Below are 22,880 nucleotides of genomic sequence, written 5' to 3'. Positions count from 1 at the left end.
AAACCATGAGAACCGCCATGCTCGTCAAACAACACATGATTACAGCGCTCGTCATCTTTGCGCTGATGCTCCTTGTCTTACCGGCATACGCCAATGACCAGATCGGGGTCGTTCAAACAGCCGAGGGGGAATGTCGCGTGCACAGGGGGGACAGCATTCTCAAAGCTGTCGAGGATCTGCCGATAGTGCTCAACGACACTGTCTCCACCGGCTCAGACGCCCAAATCCGCATTGTCTTCAACGACGACACCGAGCTCATTATTGCCGAGTCAAGCCAGGCCTCCATTGACACCTATGTTTACAGTGACGACGCAGCCGACGTGCTGTTCGAATTTACCAAGGGAACATTCAGGACCATCACCGGCGAAATCGTGAAAAACAACCCCGATGGGTTCAATATACAAACGCCTTTGACCACCATCGGCATACGGGGTTCTGATATCTACGCCATCATACAGAGCGGAGGAGAAGAGACCGGTGCGCTCCACCTGGGAGAGAACCACACGCTCGAAATCAAGACGGCAAAACAGACCTTGAGCATTAAGAGCAGCGGCCTGCGGGCGCAGATCTTTCCGACCGGGGTCATTGTCGGTCCTACCCCCATACCAGAGGACCGCTCCAAAGCCATGTTGAAGCTGGGAGCCCGCTCAACGTCATCGCCTAACACGCCGCCTGTAATCAAAACGCCCACTACCACCCCAAACCAGGTGGTCAAACCACCTACCGTGAAGCAGCGTCCCCGATTCGATAATTTCTAATCTGAGGGCACTGAAACACGCCAGAGACTCCCTGAAAAAGGGCTGACGCGTATAGGTTCGATCGTGCCAGGCGCTCCCTCAAAGAGGCCGAGCAGTCGAAAATAGACGGACGTGACCATGGTCTGATCCGTTACTGCGAGGAAATCCGTTCCGTCTGAAAAGACCAGATAGGGGTCTGGCAGCGAGGTGAAATCAATATCGCCGGGCGTCTTGCCCGTGGCATCAACAACACTGCCAAAAGACGCGTACCCTTTGTCAATCATGGCCTCAGGCACAACGACAGAATTTTCTTCCGGCAAATACCGGAACCCGGTCTTGGGGAAGAGGTCGAGACGATTCAGCACCTGTGGCGGGTGCTCGTCAAAGACATGCGCAAAGGCATACAGATAGCCGACAGTGGTATTGACCCGTGCCGGGAGAACCAGCGCGACCGGACAGGGGAAAGGCGTTTCCTCGGATTCAAGAGCTGCGCTGAATTGCTTGATATATCCGGCCCACTGTTCACCCCTGCGGCTGGTATCAAATGCTCTGGAGGATGTGTCGGCAAAATGGTGCATCCAGCGGGCTGCCGCGCCCATATCTGCCTGCACCAATGGATACGCCGCAATGAAACAGGTTGCGTCCGTCTGGGAGCCGCCATCAAAAAACGTATCCATCCCTGTCAGATATTTGAAAAAATACCCATAATCCCACCATGTCCAGATCAAGGTATCCTGTGAGAATGTTTCCCGTACGGTATCGGCCAGCGCGAAATCGTCACGGCTAAAATACGATTCGGGTTCAAAGCGAGCCGCATTGCTCCCCGCGCCCACAAAGAGTACTGGCAGGCTGAGGGCCAGCAAAACGGCAGAAGCCCGAGGATCAACCCTCATAAAACGATCGCACAAAGCTCCCAGCCACTGGATGGTCACGACCACCCCATAGACCGAAAACAGCGCGGCAACAGGGACAAACAACGGAATGAACCGCAACGAGAACAGCGACGCCACACCGAAACTCCAGGTGGACACGATAAACATCGCCTGCCAGCGGGCGCGGCATCCATACACCATGGTGCCGAGAGCTGCGAGGATGAACAACCAGACACTCCCCAGGCTTTTGTCCCCCAGCTCCACAAGACCTATCCTGCCAAGCTCCGTGATGGCACTGCTCACAAGCGAATACTCGGTGCCGCCAAAGACCAGCTTCAAATGAGCCAGGGCGTATGCACCATAGCCGCTCCACGGTTTGACCCCACCCACAGCCAATCCCACCACGCATAGGAGACCGCCGAGCAGGAGCAGTTTGAGGACATGATCAAACCGGCTGTGTACGGGATAGAGGAGATATAACAGCACAAACCCGGCGACCAGATATCCGCCGGGACGCCACCATTCCCAGAGAAAGAAGAGAAGCACCACATACAGCCCACCCCACCCAGCGCGGTGTTTTCTGCCAATGGAAAAGCGATACAGCGCATACAGGGCGCAAAAACACAGACCGGGCACGAGACTGTCGGTGTCGAGAAACCCCACGTGAGTGCGACTGAGCCAGTAGGGTGCGAGCAGTGCGAGCAGAGGAGAGACAAGCACCACGAACCGGGAGCGAGTTTCCATGGCCCAGGGCAAAACCCCGAGCAGCATGGACAGCCCGAATACAGGGCCAAGATACGCTCCCAACAGATGCAGCGTATCCGTGTCGGTTCCTGCTACCGACGCCAACAGGTAGGCCAGCAACATGGACGGCCTGGAATCGCTCAGGACATCCATGAGCGTTTTTCCCTCTCGGGCCAGAGTTCGGGCCTGATCCAGATAGAAATAGCCGTCATTGTTGCCCACCACCGGCACGCCGCTCCAGCACAAATCACGATCCGCAAAAAAATGCGTATGGTCCATGGCGAGCAGGCCTGAAAGCGTGACAGCGCACAGACACACCGCAACAAGCCATGGGGTCAATCCCAGGCGCACGGTCACCATGACTGCTCCACATCCCGCAAGGCAGCGGCCACAGCCCCGCTCCAGTCTCCATCGTGGTCGATACCACGAATTTCCCTGATGCGAACCATGCTCGTATCCGACATGCGATCGACGTACGAACGGACCTCGGCAGGAGGAATGATGGAATCATCACGGCTCACGATATGCACCTGCCGGATGCCCTGGACCTGTTCGGCCACATCGGCCGGGTTCAATGAATGCCGCAACGGCGAAACCCCATGAAATGCCGTCCAGAAACGGTGATCCAGATTTCCTGCCGCAGTCACGATGGCACGCACGTCACTCCGTCGGGCAGCGAGGAGCACGGCCACGGCACCACCGCCGGAATACCCCACCAGCTCAAGCTCGCGAGCCCCGGCCATGACCTTGGCCTGATCAAGCGCCAGGGACATATCCGCAACAACCTGTTCGGAAAACCGGGCAGAGGTCCAGAATGACGTCGCGCAATTTCTCAGGTTCTCCCCTTCCACAAACTGGCAGGGACGGGCGAGATACAGGACGGCTGTGCTGGTGTCGGCAGCGGCCAGAACAAATGCGGTCGCTTCATGTGGTGTAGGGTCCGATGAAGGCCGTTTACGCGACAGCCACGCCAGCCCATCTCCTTCGATATAGACCCGCAAGACATCCCCTTCTCCGCGCAGATACCCTTGCATGTCAAAGATGTCGCCAAGAAAGAGATTCGCGGAAAAGCCGTGGTCATGTGCAAAGGAATCCGCCTGGAAATTTCGACCACACCCACTGAGCCAGAGCACGGCCAGCAGCAACAGCCCGACCGAAAGCATCCTTGATGTGGCACACGTCCTCAACCCCATATCCGACTCCGGTTATCCAGCGTATTAACGCTGCGTGTCAGTCTCTTTGGCTGCAGTCTCGGACTGCCGCCCTTTGAGTTCCTGCAATTCCGCTTCATATGCAGCCATCTTCTGCGCAAGGATACGGATCTGCATTTCCTGCCGGGTTCTCTCCATATCCATGGTCAGCACTTTCACGAACAAAAGACAAAGGGCCAGAACAATGGGCAGGACCGGAGGATAATGAATACCGACGCTCTCCCCGATCCAGTCGGCAACGGCTGGGAATAAACCGAGAACAAGCGTGCCTGCCACCAACACCATCCACCACAGGGTATGGAGTACGCCCAGACGCTGCCGTCTGACGAGCAAGAGGACACTGGCGGCAAAAAGCAACGCGATCACCGCGGCAGGAAGATTAAATACCATCATACTCTCTCCAGTTGTCCCGCTGCTTCGAGTCCGTGACCCAATCGGCACCGATCGACACGCACGTCTTGAACATATACATGGCGACCGCTGACCACGAACGGAAAACCCGCGAACAGCCGTTGCTTCTGGAGCACATGGAGACAGGCAGCTCTTCGCAATGCAGCCCCCTCCGGCGGAGCAGGAGCAGGACGCCCAGGTCCTGATAATCGTAAAGGGAAGCCTCTTTTGAGAGCACGGCTTTCACGCTCTCACGATCATACAATCGCAATCCTGATGTGATATCGTCTATTTTCAACCGTGTCAGGAAGATGAACAACCGCCAGACCAGGCGTCTGCCCATACTCCCCCGGTCAGGACAACTCCCGATAAGCATATTGGCCTCTGTTTCCCCGTACCGCTCCATCAACTGAGGGAGCGAATCAGGGTCATGCTGTCCGTCCGCATCCATGGTGAGAAAAAAATCATACCGGCCTTTTTTCATGGCATACAACAGCCCGGCCTGGGTAGCGCACCAGGCACCGGTGACAAAGGGAGAACTCAAGACCGTGGCCCCTGCTTCCAGCGCCTGTTCACGGGTCGCATCATCGCTGCAATCGTCGACGACAAAGACATCGCACCCGTAACGCAGGGCTCCTTTCACCACGTCGCCCACGGTGTCCGCTTCATTGAGGGCGGGGATAATAACAGCGAGATTCTTACACTCTTTCATTCATCTGCCAATACTCTGAAATGCAACACACTGACAACCCGATTATGCAATCACACGGCACAGACAAAAAAAGGGGTGGCTCAGAGCCACCCCTTTTCACTTGTATGCATACAGGGACTAGAATTCATAGCGGACGTTCAGATGGCCGCTATAGGATTCGAAGTCGGAACGATCCAGTGAGCTGCTGCCCTCAAGATTGAAGATCCACTGATCGGTTACGTACCAGTTGACACCCAGGACAGCGCCGAATTCGTCATAGTCTGAATTCGTCGGCCGTGTCGAAGAGCTGGTATCCACGAAATACCGCAGAGCCGTATACGGCTGCAGGCCGTTCTCGAAGTAGTAGGCGGCCTTGCCTTCCAGGTTCAACTGACCGAGGTAGCTGTCCGGGTTGGCGACATTGGTTCCGCCGCGGGAGTAGGAAGACAGATCACCATGCACATACATGTATCCGGCTCGACCACTGAAGGTCCATTCCTCATACATGAAGTACTGTGAAATACCGATGTTGGTCAGATACCGCTCGGAGTCATACCGACCGACATTGGTGCCGTCATCATCCTTGTAGCGCGAATCGGTGTAGGCAAACGCCCCGTCAACAACAGTAAAATCCGTCAGATTATACGCTGCATACGGCATGATCGTCCATTCGTGATCGGTCTTGAGAGAGCCGGTATCAGCCCCGCCGTTCCAGTCTTTCTTGTCGAGATCAAGGACACCGAACCCGGCGGCAAGGCCGACCAGCAATTCATCGGTAGCCCGGTAGTCGGCGCCGACCATGAGGTTGTACGCATCAGCGTCGTACTTAGCGCCAGAGGTCGTGCTTTTGAAATTGGTATAGGCACCCATGGCCCAGATACCGATTCCCATGGCCTCCTCACCAGAGGCGAGGCCGAGTTCTTCAACATTCGTGGAATAGGCGAAATTACCCTTGCTATCAATTGTGTTGTTGGCGCTCTGCTCGACGCCCGCAGGTATGGGAGCCGCAATGGTCGCAACTCGTCCCTGCACCATTGTGGTGAGGGCCTGACTACTGGTACGGACAACGTCACTGGTGGACTGCTCCTGTCCGTTCGTCTCTGCAGATGCCGCCACAGCCCAAAGCAGGCAGACAAGTAACAGGGAAAGGAAAAGGATGCGGTTCACGGTTCCAACTCCAACGTTTATTTTAAATTTAATATAATCATTATTAATTAACAACATTTAGTTCTTTATGCCTCATTATTCAAGCAAGTCAAGTAATACCCAAAAAATTTTAGAGAAAGACCAGACAAAGTGTCACCCCCTTTGCCAGGTCGCTACCGTTTGCAGGCTTGTTCGAGTCCATGTGTACCGGGCGGCCAGGGCAAGCCCCCTCTCCGACATGCCCCTCAACTGCTCCGGTTCAGCAAAGAGCGCGTCAAGACAGGCACCGAACGCCTTGGCATCATGAATATCGGCAACAACCTCGACGGCATCCCCGCCAACTTCCCGCAATGCCCCGGCATCCGATGTCAGGACCGGGCAGCCACAGGCCATCGCTTCGACAACAGGCAACCCGAACCCTTCATATTCACTTGGCATAACAAGCATTTTTGCTGACCGATAGAGTTGCGCCAGCGTTGCATCCGAGACATAGCCCATATTCACGCAGCCGCTCAAATCATCGTCGCTCCAGCCGCTCCACCCCACGGTCACGAGCGGAAGAGCCGTGCGGGCAGCGCCCAGGGCAGCGACAAGCAGTTCCCGATTTTTCCTCGGATCGCCGCTACCGACGAACAACATAAATTCATCTGGAAGACCGAACGCATCAAGAGCCTGTATCGCGATGGGATCGGGCGTTTCATTGAACTGCTCCGGGTCGACTCCCAGAGGTGTCACCGTGATCATTTCAGGGGCAACGCCCAGATGTTCGACCATCTCCTGTTTGGTGAACGCCGAAACCGCACAGAACCCGTCCACCAGAGGTAGCCGCTCCCGGAAGTATCGGTTGGCATACCGAACCCGCTCGGGCGGATGCCATTGAGGAAACCGCAGCAACGACAAATCATGGACGGTCAAGATCGTCCGTATGCGCTCCTGCGGAATATACGGGAAATAGCCCGCCTCATGGTAGACATCAAACCCCTCGCACAACTCACAGAAGTGCTTTTCTGTCCTGAAATGCCGCAGCAACCGCGCGCCGTAGGCAATGGGAGTGGGCAGTTTCCACAATAATTGCCCCATACGCTCCTGCCATCCGGCCCCTTGAACCACGGGCGGTAGCTCCACAATACGATCGCCAACGAAATAGGACAACGCAACCGTGTCACGACACTCTCTCTCACAGGCGTTGGCCAACCCGCGCAGATAGCGTCCGATCCCGGTCCCCACAACAGTCATGGGTAGTGCATTGATAAGAATCCTTTTCATTGAACCTGCATCATTCCTTATCTGCGAACCAAGCGCAACACCCGCGAGGCTTGCTTCACCATCGTGTCTCGCGTAACCACTGCCATGGAATGCGCATTCTTCACATCAGCAAATACGCCTACCCGGTCAGAGGCGGCATAGAAACCTGTGTCAGGGACCTGTCCACGGAACAGGTACGTCAGGGACACGACATTACGGTCCTCTGTCATCAGCCGACCCCATTGAAAGGCACGACAACCACGCTTGAAGACGGGGTAGCGATCACCCGGTGCGCAACGCTCGGGACCTGTGCCTTTGCACCGCTGTCGCCTGTCTTTCCCCTGCATCTGCGGACCGCAATCAAGCGGGCACGCCCGGATGTCATACACCTGCATCTGCCCAATCCTGCCGTGCTCTATTCCCGAATATTTCCTGCCAACGTCCCTGTCATAGCCCATTGGCATGCCGATGTGCAGGGAACACCGAGCGCCGCGGTCCGGGCCTTGTACCCGCTCTATCGTCTTTTCGAAACACCGTGCCTGTCCCGGGCCAGCCGCATTGTGACCACCTCTCCACCCTACAGGCAGTCCAGCCCTTCGTTGCGCAGGTGGCACACCAAGACCGCAGTCATCCCACTTGGCATTGATCTGAATAGATACCCGGCACACGACACGGTGGAGCAACCCGACAGGCCGCTCGTCCTCAGCGTGGGAAGATGTTCATTTTACAAAGGATTCGAGCACCTTGTCAGGGCAGCTGCCGCAGTACCAGAGGCGGACTTCGTCATTGCGGGAGACGGCTCTCGGCGCTGGGACCTGCTCCGGGAAATCGACCGCCTTGCCCTATCCGATCGCGTGCACCTGCCCGGAGCGGTGTCTGACAGCCAACTGCGGCAGTACTACAAGCAGGCCTCCCTCTTCTGTCTGCCGTCCGTTGACCGCAGCGAAGCCTTCGGCGTTGTCCTCCTTGAGGCCATGCGCTACGGGTTGCCCCTGATCTCCACGGCCATCCCCGGATCAGGTGCCGCCTGGGTAAACATGGATGGACACACCGGAATCGTGGTCCCACCCGCATCACCATCCGCACTGGCGCAGGCCATCAAGGATATGCTCCACAACACGCAGCGAACCGAGGAAATGGGCAAGGCCGCCCGCGCCCGACTCGAAGAAACATTCACGATACAAGCCGTTGCTCAGTCATTTCAAGCTCTGTACCGGGAGGTTATCGCCAACCCCACTGCCTAAAGCAGAACAGGGTATCAAGTATGGTGAACAAAAGGATCTCCTGGCCCGCCCCCACACACATCGGCTCAGGGGCAGGAATCAGAACGTGTCGGTTGACTTTCAAGCCAATTGGTACCTGCTGAAGCGCATCGGCAACCAACAAGATCGATCCACGTATTTCAAGACCGGGACGGCCCCTGTGTGTTCGCCATGCCTCTTCAATCTGCATTTACTCACGACAATGGCATATTTTTGCTCGACCTGAGAAACGCGCTCCCTGTCCTACTGTGGTTGTTTATGGGAATGACGGATACGGTCAGAATCTTTAGCAAGCACAGTAGACAACAGACATGCCACTTCTGTTTCCGCACCAAAATAGATGTATCCACACGTATATTACGCCAATAACAGAACATCCATCCGCCAAGGCCAAGTTTCACAAAATTATCTTCTTGACTTCCAAGCCAAGCCATATACGAATAAACACAAATCAATACAGAGGAAGTGACAGCTCACGCAGGGAAGTGCCAGGGCGAGACAAGAGCCGCCCGGAAAACAGCTGTATTTCAAACCCTTAGACCTTTTTTTCAACTCCCTGAAAGCGTGTGTGCCGCTCTTCTGGCCGCACATCATCCAAGCGTATGCCTCCTGATGCGCTCGGTATAAACCACAGCGTAGAACCCAAGATCGCCATGCACAAAAACAAGAAATTTGAACTTATCTTCAAAGATCGGATAGGCATTGTATTTGATATTACGAAGCTTATTCAACGGCATGAGATGAACATCGTCTCCATGGAAGTCGAGCAACAGGACGGCTATGCGCAGGTTGCACTGGAGATAGATGACCGGGACAAGACGGTGGACACCGACACGCTCCTGAAGCTCTTTTCCACACTTCCCGGCATAAAAAACCAGATCGAATTGAAGCGACTTCCACAGGAGAAAAGAGAACTGTGGTTTCGCATTCTGTTTGACGGCATGAGTGAAGGGATCATCTCCGTGGACTCCAGAGGAATCATCAGCACGGTCAACAGTGTGGCGTGCCGCATCCTGGACATGCCATACGAGGCGTTGATCAACACCCACGTCCGCGAGGTCAACCCCAAAGACAACATCCTGTTGGATTGTGTCGAGAAACGCATTCCTGTGAGCAGGAGAAAGTCTGCCGTTACCAGCACGGGCCGAGTCGAATTTTACGGGTCGGCAAAACCGATCCTCAATTCCAAGGGAGGCTTTGTGGGCGCGGTCCTGCTGATGAAGGACCTCAAAGAAGTCAAGGCAATGGTCGATGCCGTCATGACGCCCATTGAAATCAATTTCAATGACTTCATCGGAGAAAGTCGTGACATCAAGAACCTGATTTCTTTTGCCAAAAAGACCGCAAAGCTGGAAACAACCATCTCCATCACGGGCGAGAGCGGCACCGGCAAGGAGCTTTTTGCCCAGGCCATTCACTTTGAAAGCGGCAGGAAAGGCCCGTTCATCCCCATCAACTGCGCCGCTCTGCCGGAAGCCCTCATCGAGAGCGAACTCTTCGGTTATGTTGACGGCGCCTTTACCGGCGCCAAAAAGAAAGGCAAGCCCGGCCTGTTTGAAGCCGCCAAAAACGGCACCATTTTTCTGGATGAAATCGGCGACATGCCCATCAACACACAAGCCAAGATACTCCGTGTCCTTCAGGACGGCTTTGTGCGCAGAATTGGCGGCGTCAAACACATTCCCGTGAACGCCAGGGTCATTACCGCCACCAACAAAAACCTCCACAACATGGTTGCGACAAACGATTTTCGGGAAGACCTGTTCTATCGCATCAACGTGTTGACGATCCAGATCCCTCCGCTACGGGAAAGGTTGAGCGACATCTCTCAGTTGGTCGCTTCATTCCTCCAGCAGTTCAACCGGAAACTCCAGAAAGAAGACCAGACCATTACCGTGGAAGCGCTGGAACAACTGTCCAACTACAATTGGCCGGGAAATGTGCGCGAACTGAGAAACGTCATTGAACGCGCCTCCATCCTGAGCGATTCCAGCAAGATCACGACTGAAGTGATACACTTCAACACCAAGCCTCTGGGATGCGGGCAGCGATGCAGAACAATCCCGCCCATCGAAACGGACAAACCCCTCAAAGAATTGATTGGCAAATATGAGCGGGAGCTGCTGCTTGACGCACTGAACTCCACTACCAGCATCCGAAGCGCGGCAAAAAAGCTTGATCTTTCCCACACCGCGCTGCTGCGCAAAATCCAGAAATATCAACTGCGAAACACTATGGAAAACAGTCCCTGGGAATCCCCCGATTCCATCCGCTGACACAGACTCACCGAGAAGCGCTCAAAGGCGCACCCTGCCTGCCCCTCCCACACCCCACCATACTGTGCGTGATGGAAGCACAGGCTCCTTCAGCATGAGACAATCCGCCCCCGAATTGAACCGCCCTTCAACAGCGGTAACAAAAGCACAAAGTGGAACCAAATCGGACCACTGAACATAAAGTCTTTTAATCCGACACATTACTCTCGAAAGCCCTTTCTGCTGGAAACATAACGAACCAGTACATGGTCTGGGATCAAACCGCCCCGCCTCTACATCCTGTCCGCAGAGCACAATTACAACACACTGATATCATATTCTTTTTGAGGCATTATGCTCGAAAAAACCAGATACTCAGGAAGTTGGCATGAGGATTGCCAAAGGGGAGCCACGAACCGCCAAGGCAGGAAAATGCCCTGGCACTATTACAAGCACCCAATTTTAAGGAGAACACAGAATGAAAGTCGGAATCTTGAAAGAAATTAAAGCAGCAGAGAACAGAGTATCCATGACGCCCACCGGAGTCGAAGTCCTCTGTGCAAACGGCCACGATGTCGTTGTCGAAACGGCCGCTGGCGTGGGAAGCGGATTTTCGAATGAAGAGTACGTGGCTGCCGGGGCCAAGATTATCGACACACCTGCCGAAATTTACGCCACAGCCGACATGGTGATGCACGTCAAGGAGCCGCAACCCTCCGAATACGACATGGTCCGCGAAGGACAGATCGTCTTCACCTATTTCCACTTCGCCCCTGATGAGCCGCTGACCCGCGCGTTCATCAAGAACAAGTCCATCGCCATCGCCTATGAAACCGTTGAAGGCCCTGCCGGAGACCTGCCGCTGCTCACTCCCATGAGTGAAGTCGCCGGTCGCATGTCCATTCAGGAAGGCGCTAAGTACCTTGAACGCGACTTTGGTGGCCGCGGCCTCCTCATGGGCGGTGTGACCGGTGTCGCGCCCGCGAACGTGGTCGTCATCGGCGGCGGTGTTGTCGGAACCAACGCGGCTCAGATGGCCTGTGGCCTCGGAGCAAAAGTCTCCCTGCTCGACATGAATCTGGACAGACTCCGCTACCTCTCCGAAGTCATGCCCAAGAACTGTTTCCCCATGATGAGCAGCCCGGCCCTGCTGCGCGAGCTGCTGCTCGAAGCCGATGTCGTCATTGGCGCGGTCCTCGTCGCCGGTGCCAAAGCGCCCAAGCTTGTCACACGCGAGATGCTGAAGTCCATGAAAGACGGCGCCGTGATCGTCGATGTCGCCATTGACCAGGGCGGCTGTTTCGAAACTTCCAAGGCCACCACGCACCAGGACCCGGTCTTCGATGTCGAAGGCGTCATCCACTACTGTGTCGCCAACATGCCTGGTGCCGTTCCCGTGACGTCCACCATGGCACTGACCAACGCCACCCTCCCCTATGCTCTTGAAATCGCCAACAAGGGCTGGAAGCAGGCCGCCATTGAGAGCAACCCCATCAAGACCGGACTGAACATCGTCAACGGTCAGGTAACCTACAAGGGTGTCGCCGACGCCTTTGACCTTGAATATGTGCCTGTCGAGAACGTTCTGTAATCGGCGCCGATCAACACCATATACGCATTGAATATGGAAGGAGTTTGCTCTGGGAATCCAAGGTAACACGACCAAGGAGATCATATGGATTTTTTGACTGTATTGGACGAATTAGTTGGTAAAGTGGGAGCATTTGCCTGGGGTCCCCCCATGCTGATCCTGCTGGTTGGAACAGGTGTATGGCTGACGCTTGCACTGCGTGGGATTCAAATACGAAAACTGGGATACGCGCTCTATCTTGCCCTCATCAAACGCAAGGAAGAAACGGACGAACCAGGAGACATCACCCACTTCCAAGCCTTGATGACAGCGCTCTCGGCAACAGTCGGGACAGGAAACATCGCGGGTGTCGCCACTGCAATTGCAATGGGTGGCCCGGGTGCCCTGTTCTGGATGTGGGTCACCGGCCTCGTCGGCATGGCCACCAAATACGCCGAAGCGGTTCTGGCCGTTAAGTATCGTGTAATAGACGAAAACGGCGAGATGAGCGGCGGCCCGATGTACTACATCTCGAAAGGGCTGAAAAAGCCATGGCTTGGAGCTATGTTTGCCTGCTGCGCCTCAGTGGCGGCCTTTGGCATCGGTAACATGGTCCAATCAAACTCTATCGCACAAGCGGTCAAAGCAACCTATCAGATCTCCCCGGTTGTTACCGGTATCGTTCTCATGGTGTGCATCTCCGTCGTCATCCTTGGGGGCATCAAGAAAATCGGTCAGGTGACCGGTTTCTTTGTCCCCATCATGATCATATTCTACATGGCTGGCGCATCATACATCATCATTACAAACATGGCAGGCATTCCTGCCGCTCTGAACCTCATTTTCGAGCAGGCATTCAATCCCACCGCCGCGGTCGGCGGGTTTGCCGGAGCATCCATAATGATGTGTATCAGGATGGGCGTGGCCCGCGGGGTTTTCTCCAATGAATCAGGCCTGGGAAGCGCCCCTATCGCGGCGGCCGCAGCCCAGACCAAAAGCCCTGTCACCCAGGCGCTGGTGTCCATGACCCAGACCTTCATCGACACCCTGGTGGTCTGTACCATGACCGGCCTCGTCCTGATCCTTACCGGGGCCTGGTCAAACGGAACCACCGGCGCGGAACTCACAACCATCAGTTTCGCAACAGGCATGCCCGGCGGCGCACATGTCGTGACCATCGGCCTGATCCTGTTCGCCTATTCGACCATACTGGGTTGGAGCTACTACGGAGAAAAATCCATCGAATATCTGCTCGGTGTGAAAGCGATACTCCCGTACCGCCTTCTGTTCATCTTCTTCGTAGGGGCGGGAGCCATTGCAAAACTCAGCCTTGTCTGGAACATCTCAGACACCCTGAACGGCCTGATGGCCATCCCCAACCTCATCGGCCTGATCCTGCTGAGTCCAGTTGTTGTCTCGGAAACGAAAAAGTATTTCGAGTCGATCAAAAAGACGAAAGAGGTCGAGGCCATCCAATCACCAGCGGTACCGCAAGGGGAAGAATAGGTCAGGATATCCTGCCCTCCCCCTCGCTCACCAAACAAAAAAGCGGCTTACGGTACAGTACCGTAAGCCGCTCTTTGTATTGCAACGTGCGCTTATGCCGGGTTCATCACGGCTCAGCACCTTCAGGCTGGGCCGGGATTGCTCCTCGACAGCCGAACCGATCTGAAAAATCCCGATCAAGGGTAAACTTATCCGATCACCGCAACATGCCGAACATCAGCGGAATGGTCAGCACGGAAAGCGTCGTGGTAAGAAAAACCATTCGTGATGCCAACCCTGCGTCACAACCATAGGAACGCGACAGCGCCACGGTCAGCAACGCCGACGGCATGGCCGCCTCAAGCACCAGCACATGAACCTCCCAATGATGAAACGTCATGAACGAGGTCGGCAACCAGATTATCACCGGCTTCAGGATAAGCTTGTTCAGCGCCACGGCCGCGCCCACCACGACCACGCTACGGATGTTCTCGAACTTGAGCAGCACGCCGACAAGCAGTGTGACCATCAGGGTATTGGCCGTGCCCGCGGCCTTGAGCGCCTGGACAACGGTCCCGACGACAGGGCCGTCCACGGGCAGCTTGAAAGTGGACCATGCAAGTCCCGCCACCACGGAAACAAAAATCGGTGACTTGAAAAACGCCAGCGCTGCCCTGATGCGGGCGTCCGGCGAGGCCGTTTCCCTGCCGTAGTAAATTGCGATCATGGTGCCCAGGGTGAACAGCGCCGGTCCAACGCCGATCTCCGAGACCATGACGGCCTCGGTCATGGCTGCCAGGTTACCGGGAAACACCTGACTTATGAGCGCGTAGCCCAGAAGTGACGAGCTGCCAAACCCGGAGACCAGAATCATGGCTCCGGTAGCCGGGCGATCCAGCCTCAGCACCCGGGCCGCAATCCAGCCAAGCGTCAGGGCGAACAGTTCCGCAACGAACATTATCAGCGCCAGCCACGCCTGCGACCAGACGATTTTCGTATGGGCCAGAGATACGAAGATCAGCGCGGGTAAAGTGCAGTGAGTGACGAGCTTCGCAAACACGCCGGCGTGTTCGTCCTTGAGAAATCCTTTATGCCGAAAAAAGGAAGCGAGACAGATCAGGCCGAGCAGGACAGCGATTGAGGCGACAAGACGGCCGGTGATGGGCATGAGGAACTCCTTGATTTGTCCGGAGAGTCACGGCTGAAGGGAAACAGAAAGGTATACCAGCCAGTTGGAATATCCGTGTTTTCCATACTCGCATACCATTCCGCTACTGATTTTGGCAACCTGCACAAGAATATCCGGACAAAACCTGGGCATCGCTCACCTGAGATCAACGATTTGGAAGCGGGTCCTCCAATCTGGGCGACACCGTCTATCGGATGGGGCTCGTCCTCCTCCCTCGGCGCAAAGGTCGATCAGGTCTACCTCTCAACTTTGCATCATATCCAGATGTAAAGCACCCGAATAATAGGCCCATTCTACTACCATCTGATGTGGGCCAGCTTTCGAGGGGCAGGCCATTTCGCTGTCGCCTAAACTTCTGCGTGGCGAATTTTTCATCAGACTCTTCTTCCGAGTAACTTCTCACACGTTCTTCGCCAGAAGGCTTTCGGAGTTTGACCTTCTTCGAATCAACATCTTCTTCCGGCTGTTTTTGCTTTTCTGCCCGACAAAACACCCTGCTCCAGTGGAAAGGCGAGCGACCCATTGGCCATGCTTAGATGCTGTTTTGTATGCCATCACGATTCTTCCGGTAGAACTATCCAGTTATCGAATCACATTAAATTCCAATGTATGACTCCGCCCAAAACCATCTGAGACTGAGGCTTGGTGTTTGCCAAGCTGCATTGAATAAAAAAGTGTTTTCTTGTCCGAAGTTGTGCCAATAAAAACACCATCAACATACCACCAAAGGATTTGCGAAGGATCGGAAGATACGGCCTTCAGGTTGATTTTCTGAAACCGAGAAGGTGTATCATGACGCACAACGTATGTGGTTGTGGCCGAGGGCGAGATAATGGTTGGAGGCCTTCCGCTCGGTACATCCGAGCAATAAGAACTCAATGGGGGCAGCTTGGGCACAGATTTGCCCTGCGAGGCCAGCCATGCCGCCAACTCTGGCGGGACGGTGCGGACAACCGTGGAAGTTGCAGGCCTAGCCATAACACAATCACCTTCAAGCAAATCACCGGTTTCAGCATCAACCAAAATCCGTTTGTGATCGGAGCAACGACCAATTTTCAACTTTGGTCCAGCTAACGCCGTATATGTTTCAGGACAATCAGGCCCTGCAAGAAGATGACTGGCCTTGCAGATCTTGACAGGTCGCAAGTTAGGCGCATCAGCTAAGCGCAGGTCGCGAGAACCGGTAGTAAACGCACGGAGAATATCAAAAAAAAGCGGACCGGCATGGACTGCTCCTGAAATTCCTTTCACGACTTTGCCATCAGGATTACCCACCCAGACCCCGACGGCAAGAGTATCGTCAAAGCCGACAGCCCATGCATCCCGATGCCCAAAGGAAGTACCGGTTTTCCATGCTGCAATAGGACGATCCTGAGTCAACCGCCAGGAGTCTGGCATGTCAGGTCGCGTAACTCTTGTCAGGATTTGGGAGATGGTGTGAGAGGCTTCCGGGCTGAACAGTTGCTGCTCCACTTCATCAGAGTGGCTAACGATACGCCATGGTCGATGCCTCCCTCCTTCGGCAAGGGTTGCATAGAGGTTGGCAAGGTCTAATAGACGGACCTCGCATGTCCCCAAGGCCAGGGGCAAACCGTAAAATGAGGGCGGGCGGTTAATGGTCTCAAGTCCGCCTCTTTTCAACAAATCATAAAACTTGTTTAACCCGACACGAGTAAGCTGGCGAACAGCAGGAACATTCAGTGAACGGGACAATGCTTCGGCAATGGTGACTTGCCCGGAAAATGTGCCTGAATAATTTTCAGGTGTGTATCCAGCAAAATCCGTCGGAACATCAAGCATACGTGATTCAGGTATTGCGAGCCCTTGATCAAATGCCAACGCGTATAGGAAAGGCTTGAGCGTCGACCCAGGAGAACGACGAGAAATTGCATTATTGACTTGGCCTTGTGTTTGGTCATCAAAAAAATCAACAGAGCCGACCATCGCAAGCACTTCACGTGTTTTCCTATCAAGGATGACGGCAGCAGCATTAGAGATCCCTTCCTGCCTAATTCGTAACACATGCCTGAACAAAAGCTGCTCAAGAGTTCGTTGTTTGGAAATATCCAGCGTAGTAACCAGATTAGGTTCTGCTCCTAAGCGATGTTTGACAAAAAGAGAAAAATGTGGGGCCAGCATGGGTGAAGGACGACGATGCGCGACCATGGGCTGCCGCATAGCTCTCTTCGCCTCAGCTAAATCAACGACCTTACGACTTGTAAGCAACTCAAGCACCTGATTCCGAATCACCATTGCCCGGTCAGGGTGCCGCGCAGGATTGTACCAATTCGGAGCACGCGGCAAGACCGCCAACAAAGCACTCTCACCAAGAGAAAGTTGGCTAGGGGGCTTATCAAAATACAACAGTGAAGCAGCCCCCACCCCCATAATGTTGCCGCCAAAGGGGGCTACATTCAAATATGCCTCAAGCAGCTCGGTTTTTGAATATTTTATTGAGAGTTGAATAGCCCGAAAGGCCTCTATTACTTTAGCTTCCAAAGTGCGCGACCGAGGATCAGACATCCGGGCTATCTGCATAGGAATCGTGGAGGCTCCAGAAACGACTCGTCCGGCAACCAGATTACCCCACGCAGCACGGACGATGGCGAATGGATTGACCCCCGGATGCTCATAAAACCACCTGTCCTCAGACTCTATCAAAGCCTTTACCAAATCTGGTGAGACGTCTTGCAGAGTGACGGGAAAACGCCACATTGAATCTGTGGCCAAAAATCGTCGCAACTCAATGCCGGAACGATCCAAAACCCGCGTCCCGGAGGGAGGCGAAAGCCACTCCTCCGGGAGAGGAAATAAAGCATCAAGCAGGCCGAAAGCCAATGCGGCCACCAATGGGAAGCTTGAAAGAATCAAACCTCCATAAAGAAAGCGACGATTCCATTTCATGACAGGCTATTCCTTTCGGGTAACCGTCATTTTCCCAAGCTCTCCCAGAGCTTTGATAGAAGGATCATACATCGCCTCAGCCTGCACAGGAGGCAGATTGTATACGCCAGGCGTTACAGCACGGAGTTGCGTATACCCCACGCGCCATGCATCTTTATAAACATCTGTGAAAAACAGGATTCGATCATCCCTGAGATCCTGATGCCCTGAGATGGTCTTTTCATTGCCTTCTATGAAAGCAGCTGATTCAGTAGTGGCAAGACGGGCATTCTCCACCTCCAGACCGGCGGGGAGAAGCAATTGCACAACGGTGTCTTTTACGTTTCTTTCTGTTGCCTTGATGCGTGTCCGCATAATCACCAAATCTCCCTGCTGGACATTAGAGAGATCAAGCGGGGCACCATCTCTGTCAAGGAAGAACCTTTCAACAGAAAGTCCCTCACTGATAGGCTTCAACGAGCCAGGTGTTGGAATACCTCTTGAAGTGACCGACCAATAAACCGGAGAGTCTCCAGTGGAGAATTCAGCCATAATCGGAGCATCACCAGGAATGGCATCCTCGGTGAAAGCCATCTCATCCAGGAAGGCGTACTCGCTTTTTCCCGAGACAAGCTGGCCGCTCAAGGGCCCTGCGTTACCAGCCATTTTTCCCAATGCTGAGAATGTCAGGCCGTTTTCCAAAGTCGTTGTCCAGTAATACCCTTCCATCAATTGGGACACTTTCGCAGTCAATTCCGGGACCAGACTATCACCGGGATGTGCATCAGCGAGAACCATTAGCATGAGAGCATATTCACTTAAGTCTGAGCGCATGTCCCCCCAATATCTACCGGAGCTTACTCCAGGTAAGTCCACAAGAAGGAGGTTGAATGAATCCACATCGCCAGCCAGTGAATAAGCGCAAGCCAGCAAGACGCGAGCTGTTGCCGAGAGCTTTTTCATATGCTTGTCACGTAGCTCATCCATTGCACCTCGATTGGGACGACCGGCCTTGGAGAGATTGTAAAGGGCATATGCTGTTGTGTCCAAATCGCTACGCTCGTTACTGAGCTGTCCCATATAATCCAAAGCCCGAACCGACATGCCTGACACAAACCCAGCCTGCTCTCCTTCAAGAAGGAAGTGGGTCACATAGGCACTAACCCACGGACGAGGGCTATCTTCGCCAGGCCAGTACGCAAAACCACCATTGTTGGTTTGCATGGTTCTCAACCGTGTGATCGCTGCCTGTACTGTACGTGCTGGGCCTTGCTTGTTGATCAGGTGGGGCGCAAAAGCCTTAGCTAGATCACCAAACCTAATAAGAGGGAAAGCCTTGGAAGTCGTCTGCTCGGCACATCCATACGGATAGCCCAACAAATATTCCAACTTACCTGTAAAACGCGCCATGGGAAGTCGACTCAAAGCAACCGATCTCGTGACAGTCCCCGGCATGTAGCCTTCTGGGGATGCAACAAGTTGTCCACTGCCTTCCGAAAAAGCCCCGAACGCAAGTTCTCTACGATACGGGACAGCAGGCCGGACCGGGAGCTCGGTAACGACTCGACGAGATTCATTTGAAGTCGATGCACGAACTGTTATTTTAGCAGCACCGCCAGCTCCAAACCTGGCAAGCAGCGGTATATAAAGGGTCTTCTCCTCGCCATCCTCAAGCTGTAAATCCTTGGGGTAATCTCCACTGATCTCAACCGCACCCTCGGCGACTATCTCAACAGAAACTGCTGCTTTGTTCCCTATGTCGTTTCGAACCGTGACAGGCATTTCAATAGAATCGCCAGGCGAGAGGAAGCGGGGCAATGTCGGCGTAACAGCCAGAGGCGAACGAACCAGTGTCATTGTCCTCGCTTGTCCAAACCGTTTACCGTCAGCAGCAACGGCAACAACCCGCAAGGCTCCTTGGAAATCCGGAAGCGTCATTGCATAACGAACAATGCCATCTTTGTCGGCCACAAGAGGCCCGGACCAGAAGGAAACAGGCTTAACTCGGCGGATACCTTCCGTGCGCATGAATTGACTTTCTGCCTTCATGGCCATGTCGCCGCCGACTTCGATCTTTCCTAGAATTTTGGCCATATCAGGGTACAACATGGCGAATGTATCAAAACTATCTACGCCAAGAGCGCGTCGAGCATAGAAGTAGTCAAACGGGTCTGGATCTTTTGAACCGGCAAGCTGCATTATTCCCTCATCAACAGCAGCAACGGTCACAATAGCCCCAGGCTCAGCTTCAATTTCGACCATGAAATCAGATTCAGGCCTGACCTCACTCGGAGCAGAGACATGCAAATCAATTTTGTTTGATTTGTTATCGACAAGGAGCGGGACTGCACCAAAGGCGCGGCCAACAGAGCCTTCGGTAATATCGCTGGCCTTGCGCATAAGTAGTGCGGTCACATAAACATTGGGCACATACTCTTTTTTTACCGGGAATCGAACTTCACCAGTATTGCCTTCAAGCTCTACCACTTTACTCTCAAGGACGTTTTCCCCTTCAATGCTGACAATCACCCGGCCAGAGAAAGGGGCCCGCAACTGAACAACAGCTATATCGCCAGCGTCATACTGTTCCTTGTCCAAAGCCAGCTCTATCCGTGCCGGATTTTCAAGAGCCCAAGGGGAGTAGCCCCAACCGCCACAATAAAAGTTGGTACCTGCTGCAGCTCCCGTAGTAGGAGACAGTATCTTCATTGTGTAGCTGCCGTAGGTCGGGGGAGTGAATTCGACAATCTGTTTGCCAACCCCAGATGGGACTTTGATGGATTCAATCAACTTCGGATCATTGACCGATTGATATCGGTACTCCCCTGATGGAGTTCTCCGAACAACAGTACGCCATCGATTTTTATACAACTCCGCCTGCAACTCATCAAATTCTACGGGGGTTCCATCCTTGCTGACCGCCACGAAATCGAATTTGACAGGTTTACCGTATTCGAAGCCATTTCTTTCCAGGTTTTTAACGCCCAAATAATAGCTGTACGGATGTACAAGCACTCGTTTCCGCGCGGTCACACCACGCCCGCCGTTCTCACTAACTCGCCCATAAATGACGGCTTCAAGGGCGGAAGGCGGCATCAACTTGTTGGGAATCTGTATAGAAAACGACCCATTACCTGCCCCATCCAAAGAACTTTCCTTGGCGTAGAACTCCTGTGGCTGAAACGTTCTATCAGAGTCGCCGAATGAGTATCCGGGGTATTTAGAAGACGTGAACGGAATGGCCTTAAGGACGGCACGTGTGGAGACTGGAAGATTCGCCGCAGGTGGACCAAACAAGTAATGACTTTTCACCTCAGCAGAAATCGATTGCCCAGGCTCAAAAGCCTCTACTCCTGTTTCGATTTCAACCTTGATGCGGTCAGGAATGAACTCCTCGACATTGAACTCGTATGTGCCTACGACTTTCTCCCCAACGCTCAAGGAAAGAGAGTATCCCCCAGTTAAAGCAAACTCAGGGACGGGGATGTTGATATCTGAAATGCCGTGCGCATCAGCGGTGAGTTTTATTTTGCGAATCTCACGCCCTTTAGGATCTTTCTGTGAGAGAACCAACGGCATATTAGACGGAATGGAGAAATCATCATTTCTGACGACTGCGACAGCCTTTAAAACCTCTCCCGGACGGTAAAGCGTCCTTTCGCCATAGATATACCCTCTCACACCGGTGGAAGATATGGTTGCACCGGCTACATCAAGCCCAGCAGTATCCACTCTGAAACGAGAAGGTAATAGAAAGGAAAAATCACCTGTATTATTCTTCGCAACGATCAGATAGGGGGTTCCTTTCGGGCTATCCTGCGGCAGCTTAAGTTTCGCCACTCCTTGTGCATTCGTCAGTTTCTGAGCAAGCTTCTGATTTTTATCACTTATGAGATCAATGTAGATTCCACTGATTGGTTTTAACGTTTTGTTCGAAACAGCCCAAACCGTAAAATGCGTTTTATCTCTTTTGGCAACCAGTCCTATATCAGTGATAAGGGCCCAACGCTTCGTCACTTTATCATCATGAGTCGACAGACTTAAGCGATACAGCCCATTGCCTTTGCGAGACAGATCATAATCAAGTTTAACCGGAACACGTATGATTTGGTTCTTTTTCTCAGGAAAGGTGATTTCTTTTTCATATACCTTCCCGCCAAGCGACTGTGGGATTTCTTCATAAATCCAATCATCATCAAAAATTCTTTGCCCATAGTGACTGAGCATTGAAAACAGGTTGTTAGGAAACACTCGATCTATCTGCAAAACGGCTTTTGAGGTATTCACCGCTTCAACCACCATCGCTGCTTTATGCGGTATGGACAAAGGCAAAAAAATACCAGACCCAACAAAATCAACCGAAGCCTTCAGATCAGGCATAACAACTGTTCCCTTTACGTCTGATTTCAGGACAGCGCCATCGGCGGCAGTCAGGCCGGATCTCATGGTCACCATATAGGTTTTGCCAGGCTTAAAATTACCCATGACAACAAGCTCTTTGCCTGACGAACTCAGAGAGTAATCCACATTGGGTCCAACATTGAGAAAAGACTTCGCTGTAGCGGGGGCCATTGGTGTTGAAAATGCCAACCAAAGCGTTCCACCTGAAGTACTTGATTCTGCTCGCCCCTCCTTAAACGTCAAAACCGGATTTTGAATAAGTGTTATCTCCTTGAAGCACGCTTGACCTAGTTCGGCATCGCTGCCAGCCTGCCTGAGCTTCGCGTCTACAAGAAGCTTGTACCTTTTCCCTTTTATCGATTTTTTCACATCTTCAGAACGCACAGCCAAGCTTCGAGAGCTCCAAGAAGTCGTTACTTGCAACGACAGCTCTTTATCATCAGATTCATCAACGAGACGGACATGAGCCAAAAGGTCCTCGGGGGAAACCGGCTGAGTAAATGAAAGGTTTGCATAGATAGAGGAATACCCAGGGCTCTCTCCGGCATTTTCAGACAAATCAATAGACGTTAGCTGAAAGCCGCTGACTTGTTGTTCATTTCCAGAGGGCGTTTGAAGCTTGGGTATGTAATCTTTGAATATCCACGCTGCTTGGATAATGACGACTAAGACAAGAAAACCGATGCCAACTTTTTTCACATTAGGTAGTTTCATGAGAGACCTGGCTTCTTTTTTTCAATCTGCGTACAATATTAAACTTAATGGATTTCCTACAAAACAGTTGAATACATATTCGTAT

The 22,880-nt window shown here is 53.3% G+C and carries 14 protein-coding genes; 5 read left to right on the top strand and 9 right to left on the bottom strand.

Translation table 11 applies throughout. The annotated features are described in order from the left end of the window. Positions 1 to 17: 17 nt before the first annotated feature. Positions 18 to 758, top strand: coding sequence for a FecR family protein (locus SRBAKS_RS13730; RefSeq protein WP_229591455.1), 741 nt, complete (start codon positions 18 to 20; stop codon positions 756 to 758). Here SRBAKS_RS13730 and SRBAKS_RS13725 read toward each other — a convergent pair. From SRBAKS_RS13725 to SRBAKS_RS13700, 6 genes are all read right to left on the bottom strand, one after another. Then, positions 755 to 2,713 (bottom strand): hypothetical protein, encoded by a 1,959-nt coding sequence (locus SRBAKS_RS13725; RefSeq protein ID WP_229591454.1) that lies wholly within the window; start codon positions 2,711 to 2,713, stop codon positions 755 to 757. The genes SRBAKS_RS13730 and SRBAKS_RS13725 overlap by 4 nt on opposite strands. Then, positions 2,707 to 3,546, bottom strand: a complete 840-nt coding sequence (locus SRBAKS_RS13720) for an alpha/beta fold hydrolase (RefSeq protein ID WP_229591453.1) — start codon at positions 3,544 to 3,546, stop codon at positions 2,707 to 2,709. Before SRBAKS_RS13720 ends, SRBAKS_RS13725 begins: the two co-directional genes overlap by 7 nt. A gap of 24 nt (positions 3,547 to 3,570) precedes the next feature. Beyond that, positions 3,571 to 3,957, bottom strand: a complete 387-nt coding sequence (locus tag SRBAKS_RS13715) for a DUF2304 domain-containing protein (RefSeq protein WP_229591452.1) — start codon at positions 3,955 to 3,957, stop codon at positions 3,571 to 3,573. After that, complete coding sequence (locus SRBAKS_RS13710; protein WP_229591451.1) at positions 3,944 to 4,666, bottom strand: glycosyltransferase family 2 protein; 723 nt, start codon at positions 4,664 to 4,666, stop codon at positions 3,944 to 3,946. Before SRBAKS_RS13710 ends, SRBAKS_RS13715 begins: the two co-directional genes overlap by 14 nt. Before the next feature lie 117 nt (positions 4,667 to 4,783). Further along, positions 4,784 to 5,812, bottom strand: coding sequence for an autotransporter outer membrane beta-barrel domain-containing protein (locus SRBAKS_RS13705; RefSeq protein WP_229591450.1), 1,029 nt, complete (start codon positions 5,810 to 5,812; stop codon positions 4,784 to 4,786). Positions 5,813 to 5,944: 132 nt separating this feature from the next. Further along, the gene (locus SRBAKS_RS13700) at positions 5,945 to 7,057 is read right to left on the bottom strand and encodes a glycosyltransferase family 4 protein (protein WP_229591449.1); all 1,113 of its coding nucleotides are present in this window, start codon (positions 7,055 to 7,057) and stop codon (positions 5,945 to 5,947) included. A gap of 89 nt (positions 7,058 to 7,146) precedes the next feature. Between SRBAKS_RS13700 and SRBAKS_RS13695 the strand changes: the two genes are divergently transcribed. From SRBAKS_RS13695 to SRBAKS_RS13680, 4 genes are all read left to right on the top strand, one after another. After that, positions 7,147 to 8,280, top strand: a complete 1,134-nt coding sequence (locus tag SRBAKS_RS13695; RefSeq protein ID WP_229591448.1) for a glycosyltransferase — start codon at positions 7,147 to 7,149, stop codon at positions 8,278 to 8,280. A gap of 671 nt (positions 8,281 to 8,951) precedes the next feature. Further along, positions 8,952 to 10,574 (top strand): sigma 54-interacting transcriptional regulator, encoded by a 1,623-nt coding sequence (locus tag SRBAKS_RS13690; RefSeq protein ID WP_229591447.1) that lies wholly within the window; start codon positions 8,952 to 8,954, stop codon positions 10,572 to 10,574. A 457-nt stretch (positions 10,575 to 11,031) separates the two neighbouring features. After that, a complete protein-coding gene (gene ald / locus SRBAKS_RS13685; RefSeq protein ID WP_229591446.1) occupies positions 11,032 to 12,144 on the top strand; it encodes an alanine dehydrogenase in 1,113 nt (370 codons plus the stop codon). Positions 12,145 to 12,228: 84 nt separating this feature from the next. Next, positions 12,229 to 13,629 (top strand): alanine/glycine:cation symporter family protein, encoded by a 1,401-nt coding sequence (locus SRBAKS_RS13680; RefSeq protein ID WP_229591445.1) that lies wholly within the window; start codon positions 12,229 to 12,231, stop codon positions 13,627 to 13,629. A 196-nt stretch (positions 13,630 to 13,825) separates the two neighbouring features. Here SRBAKS_RS13680 and SRBAKS_RS13675 read toward each other — a convergent pair whose 3' ends face one another. The 3 genes from SRBAKS_RS13675 to SRBAKS_RS13665 form a co-directional block, all read right to left on the bottom strand. Continuing rightward, positions 13,826 to 14,776 carry an AEC family transporter gene (locus SRBAKS_RS13675; protein ID WP_229591444.1) on the bottom strand — a complete coding sequence of 317 codons (951 nt, stop codon included), beginning with the start codon at positions 14,774 to 14,776 and terminating at the stop codon, positions 13,826 to 13,828. 603 nt (positions 14,777 to 15,379) lie between these two features. Then, on the bottom strand, positions 15,380 to 17,701 hold the full coding sequence (gene pbpC, locus SRBAKS_RS13670; protein ID WP_229591443.1) for a penicillin-binding protein 1C: 2,322 nt from the start codon (positions 17,699 to 17,701) through the stop codon (positions 15,380 to 15,382). Between the two features lie 6 nt (positions 17,702 to 17,707). Next, positions 17,708 to 22,795: an alpha-2-macroglobulin family protein gene (locus tag SRBAKS_RS13665; RefSeq protein WP_229591442.1), complete on the bottom strand. Its 5,088-nt coding sequence runs from the start codon at positions 22,793 to 22,795 to the stop codon at positions 17,708 to 17,710. Positions 22,796 to 22,880 lie beyond the last annotated feature (85 nt).

It is taken from the genome of Pseudodesulfovibrio sediminis (genome assembly GCF_020886695.1).
Taxonomy (GTDB): Bacteria; Desulfobacterota; Desulfovibrionia; order Desulfovibrionales; family Desulfovibrionaceae; genus Pseudodesulfovibrio; species Pseudodesulfovibrio sediminis.
The sequence above is the reverse complement of the archived record's forward strand: the minus strand, read 5'-3'. Positions and strand labels throughout refer to the sequence as shown.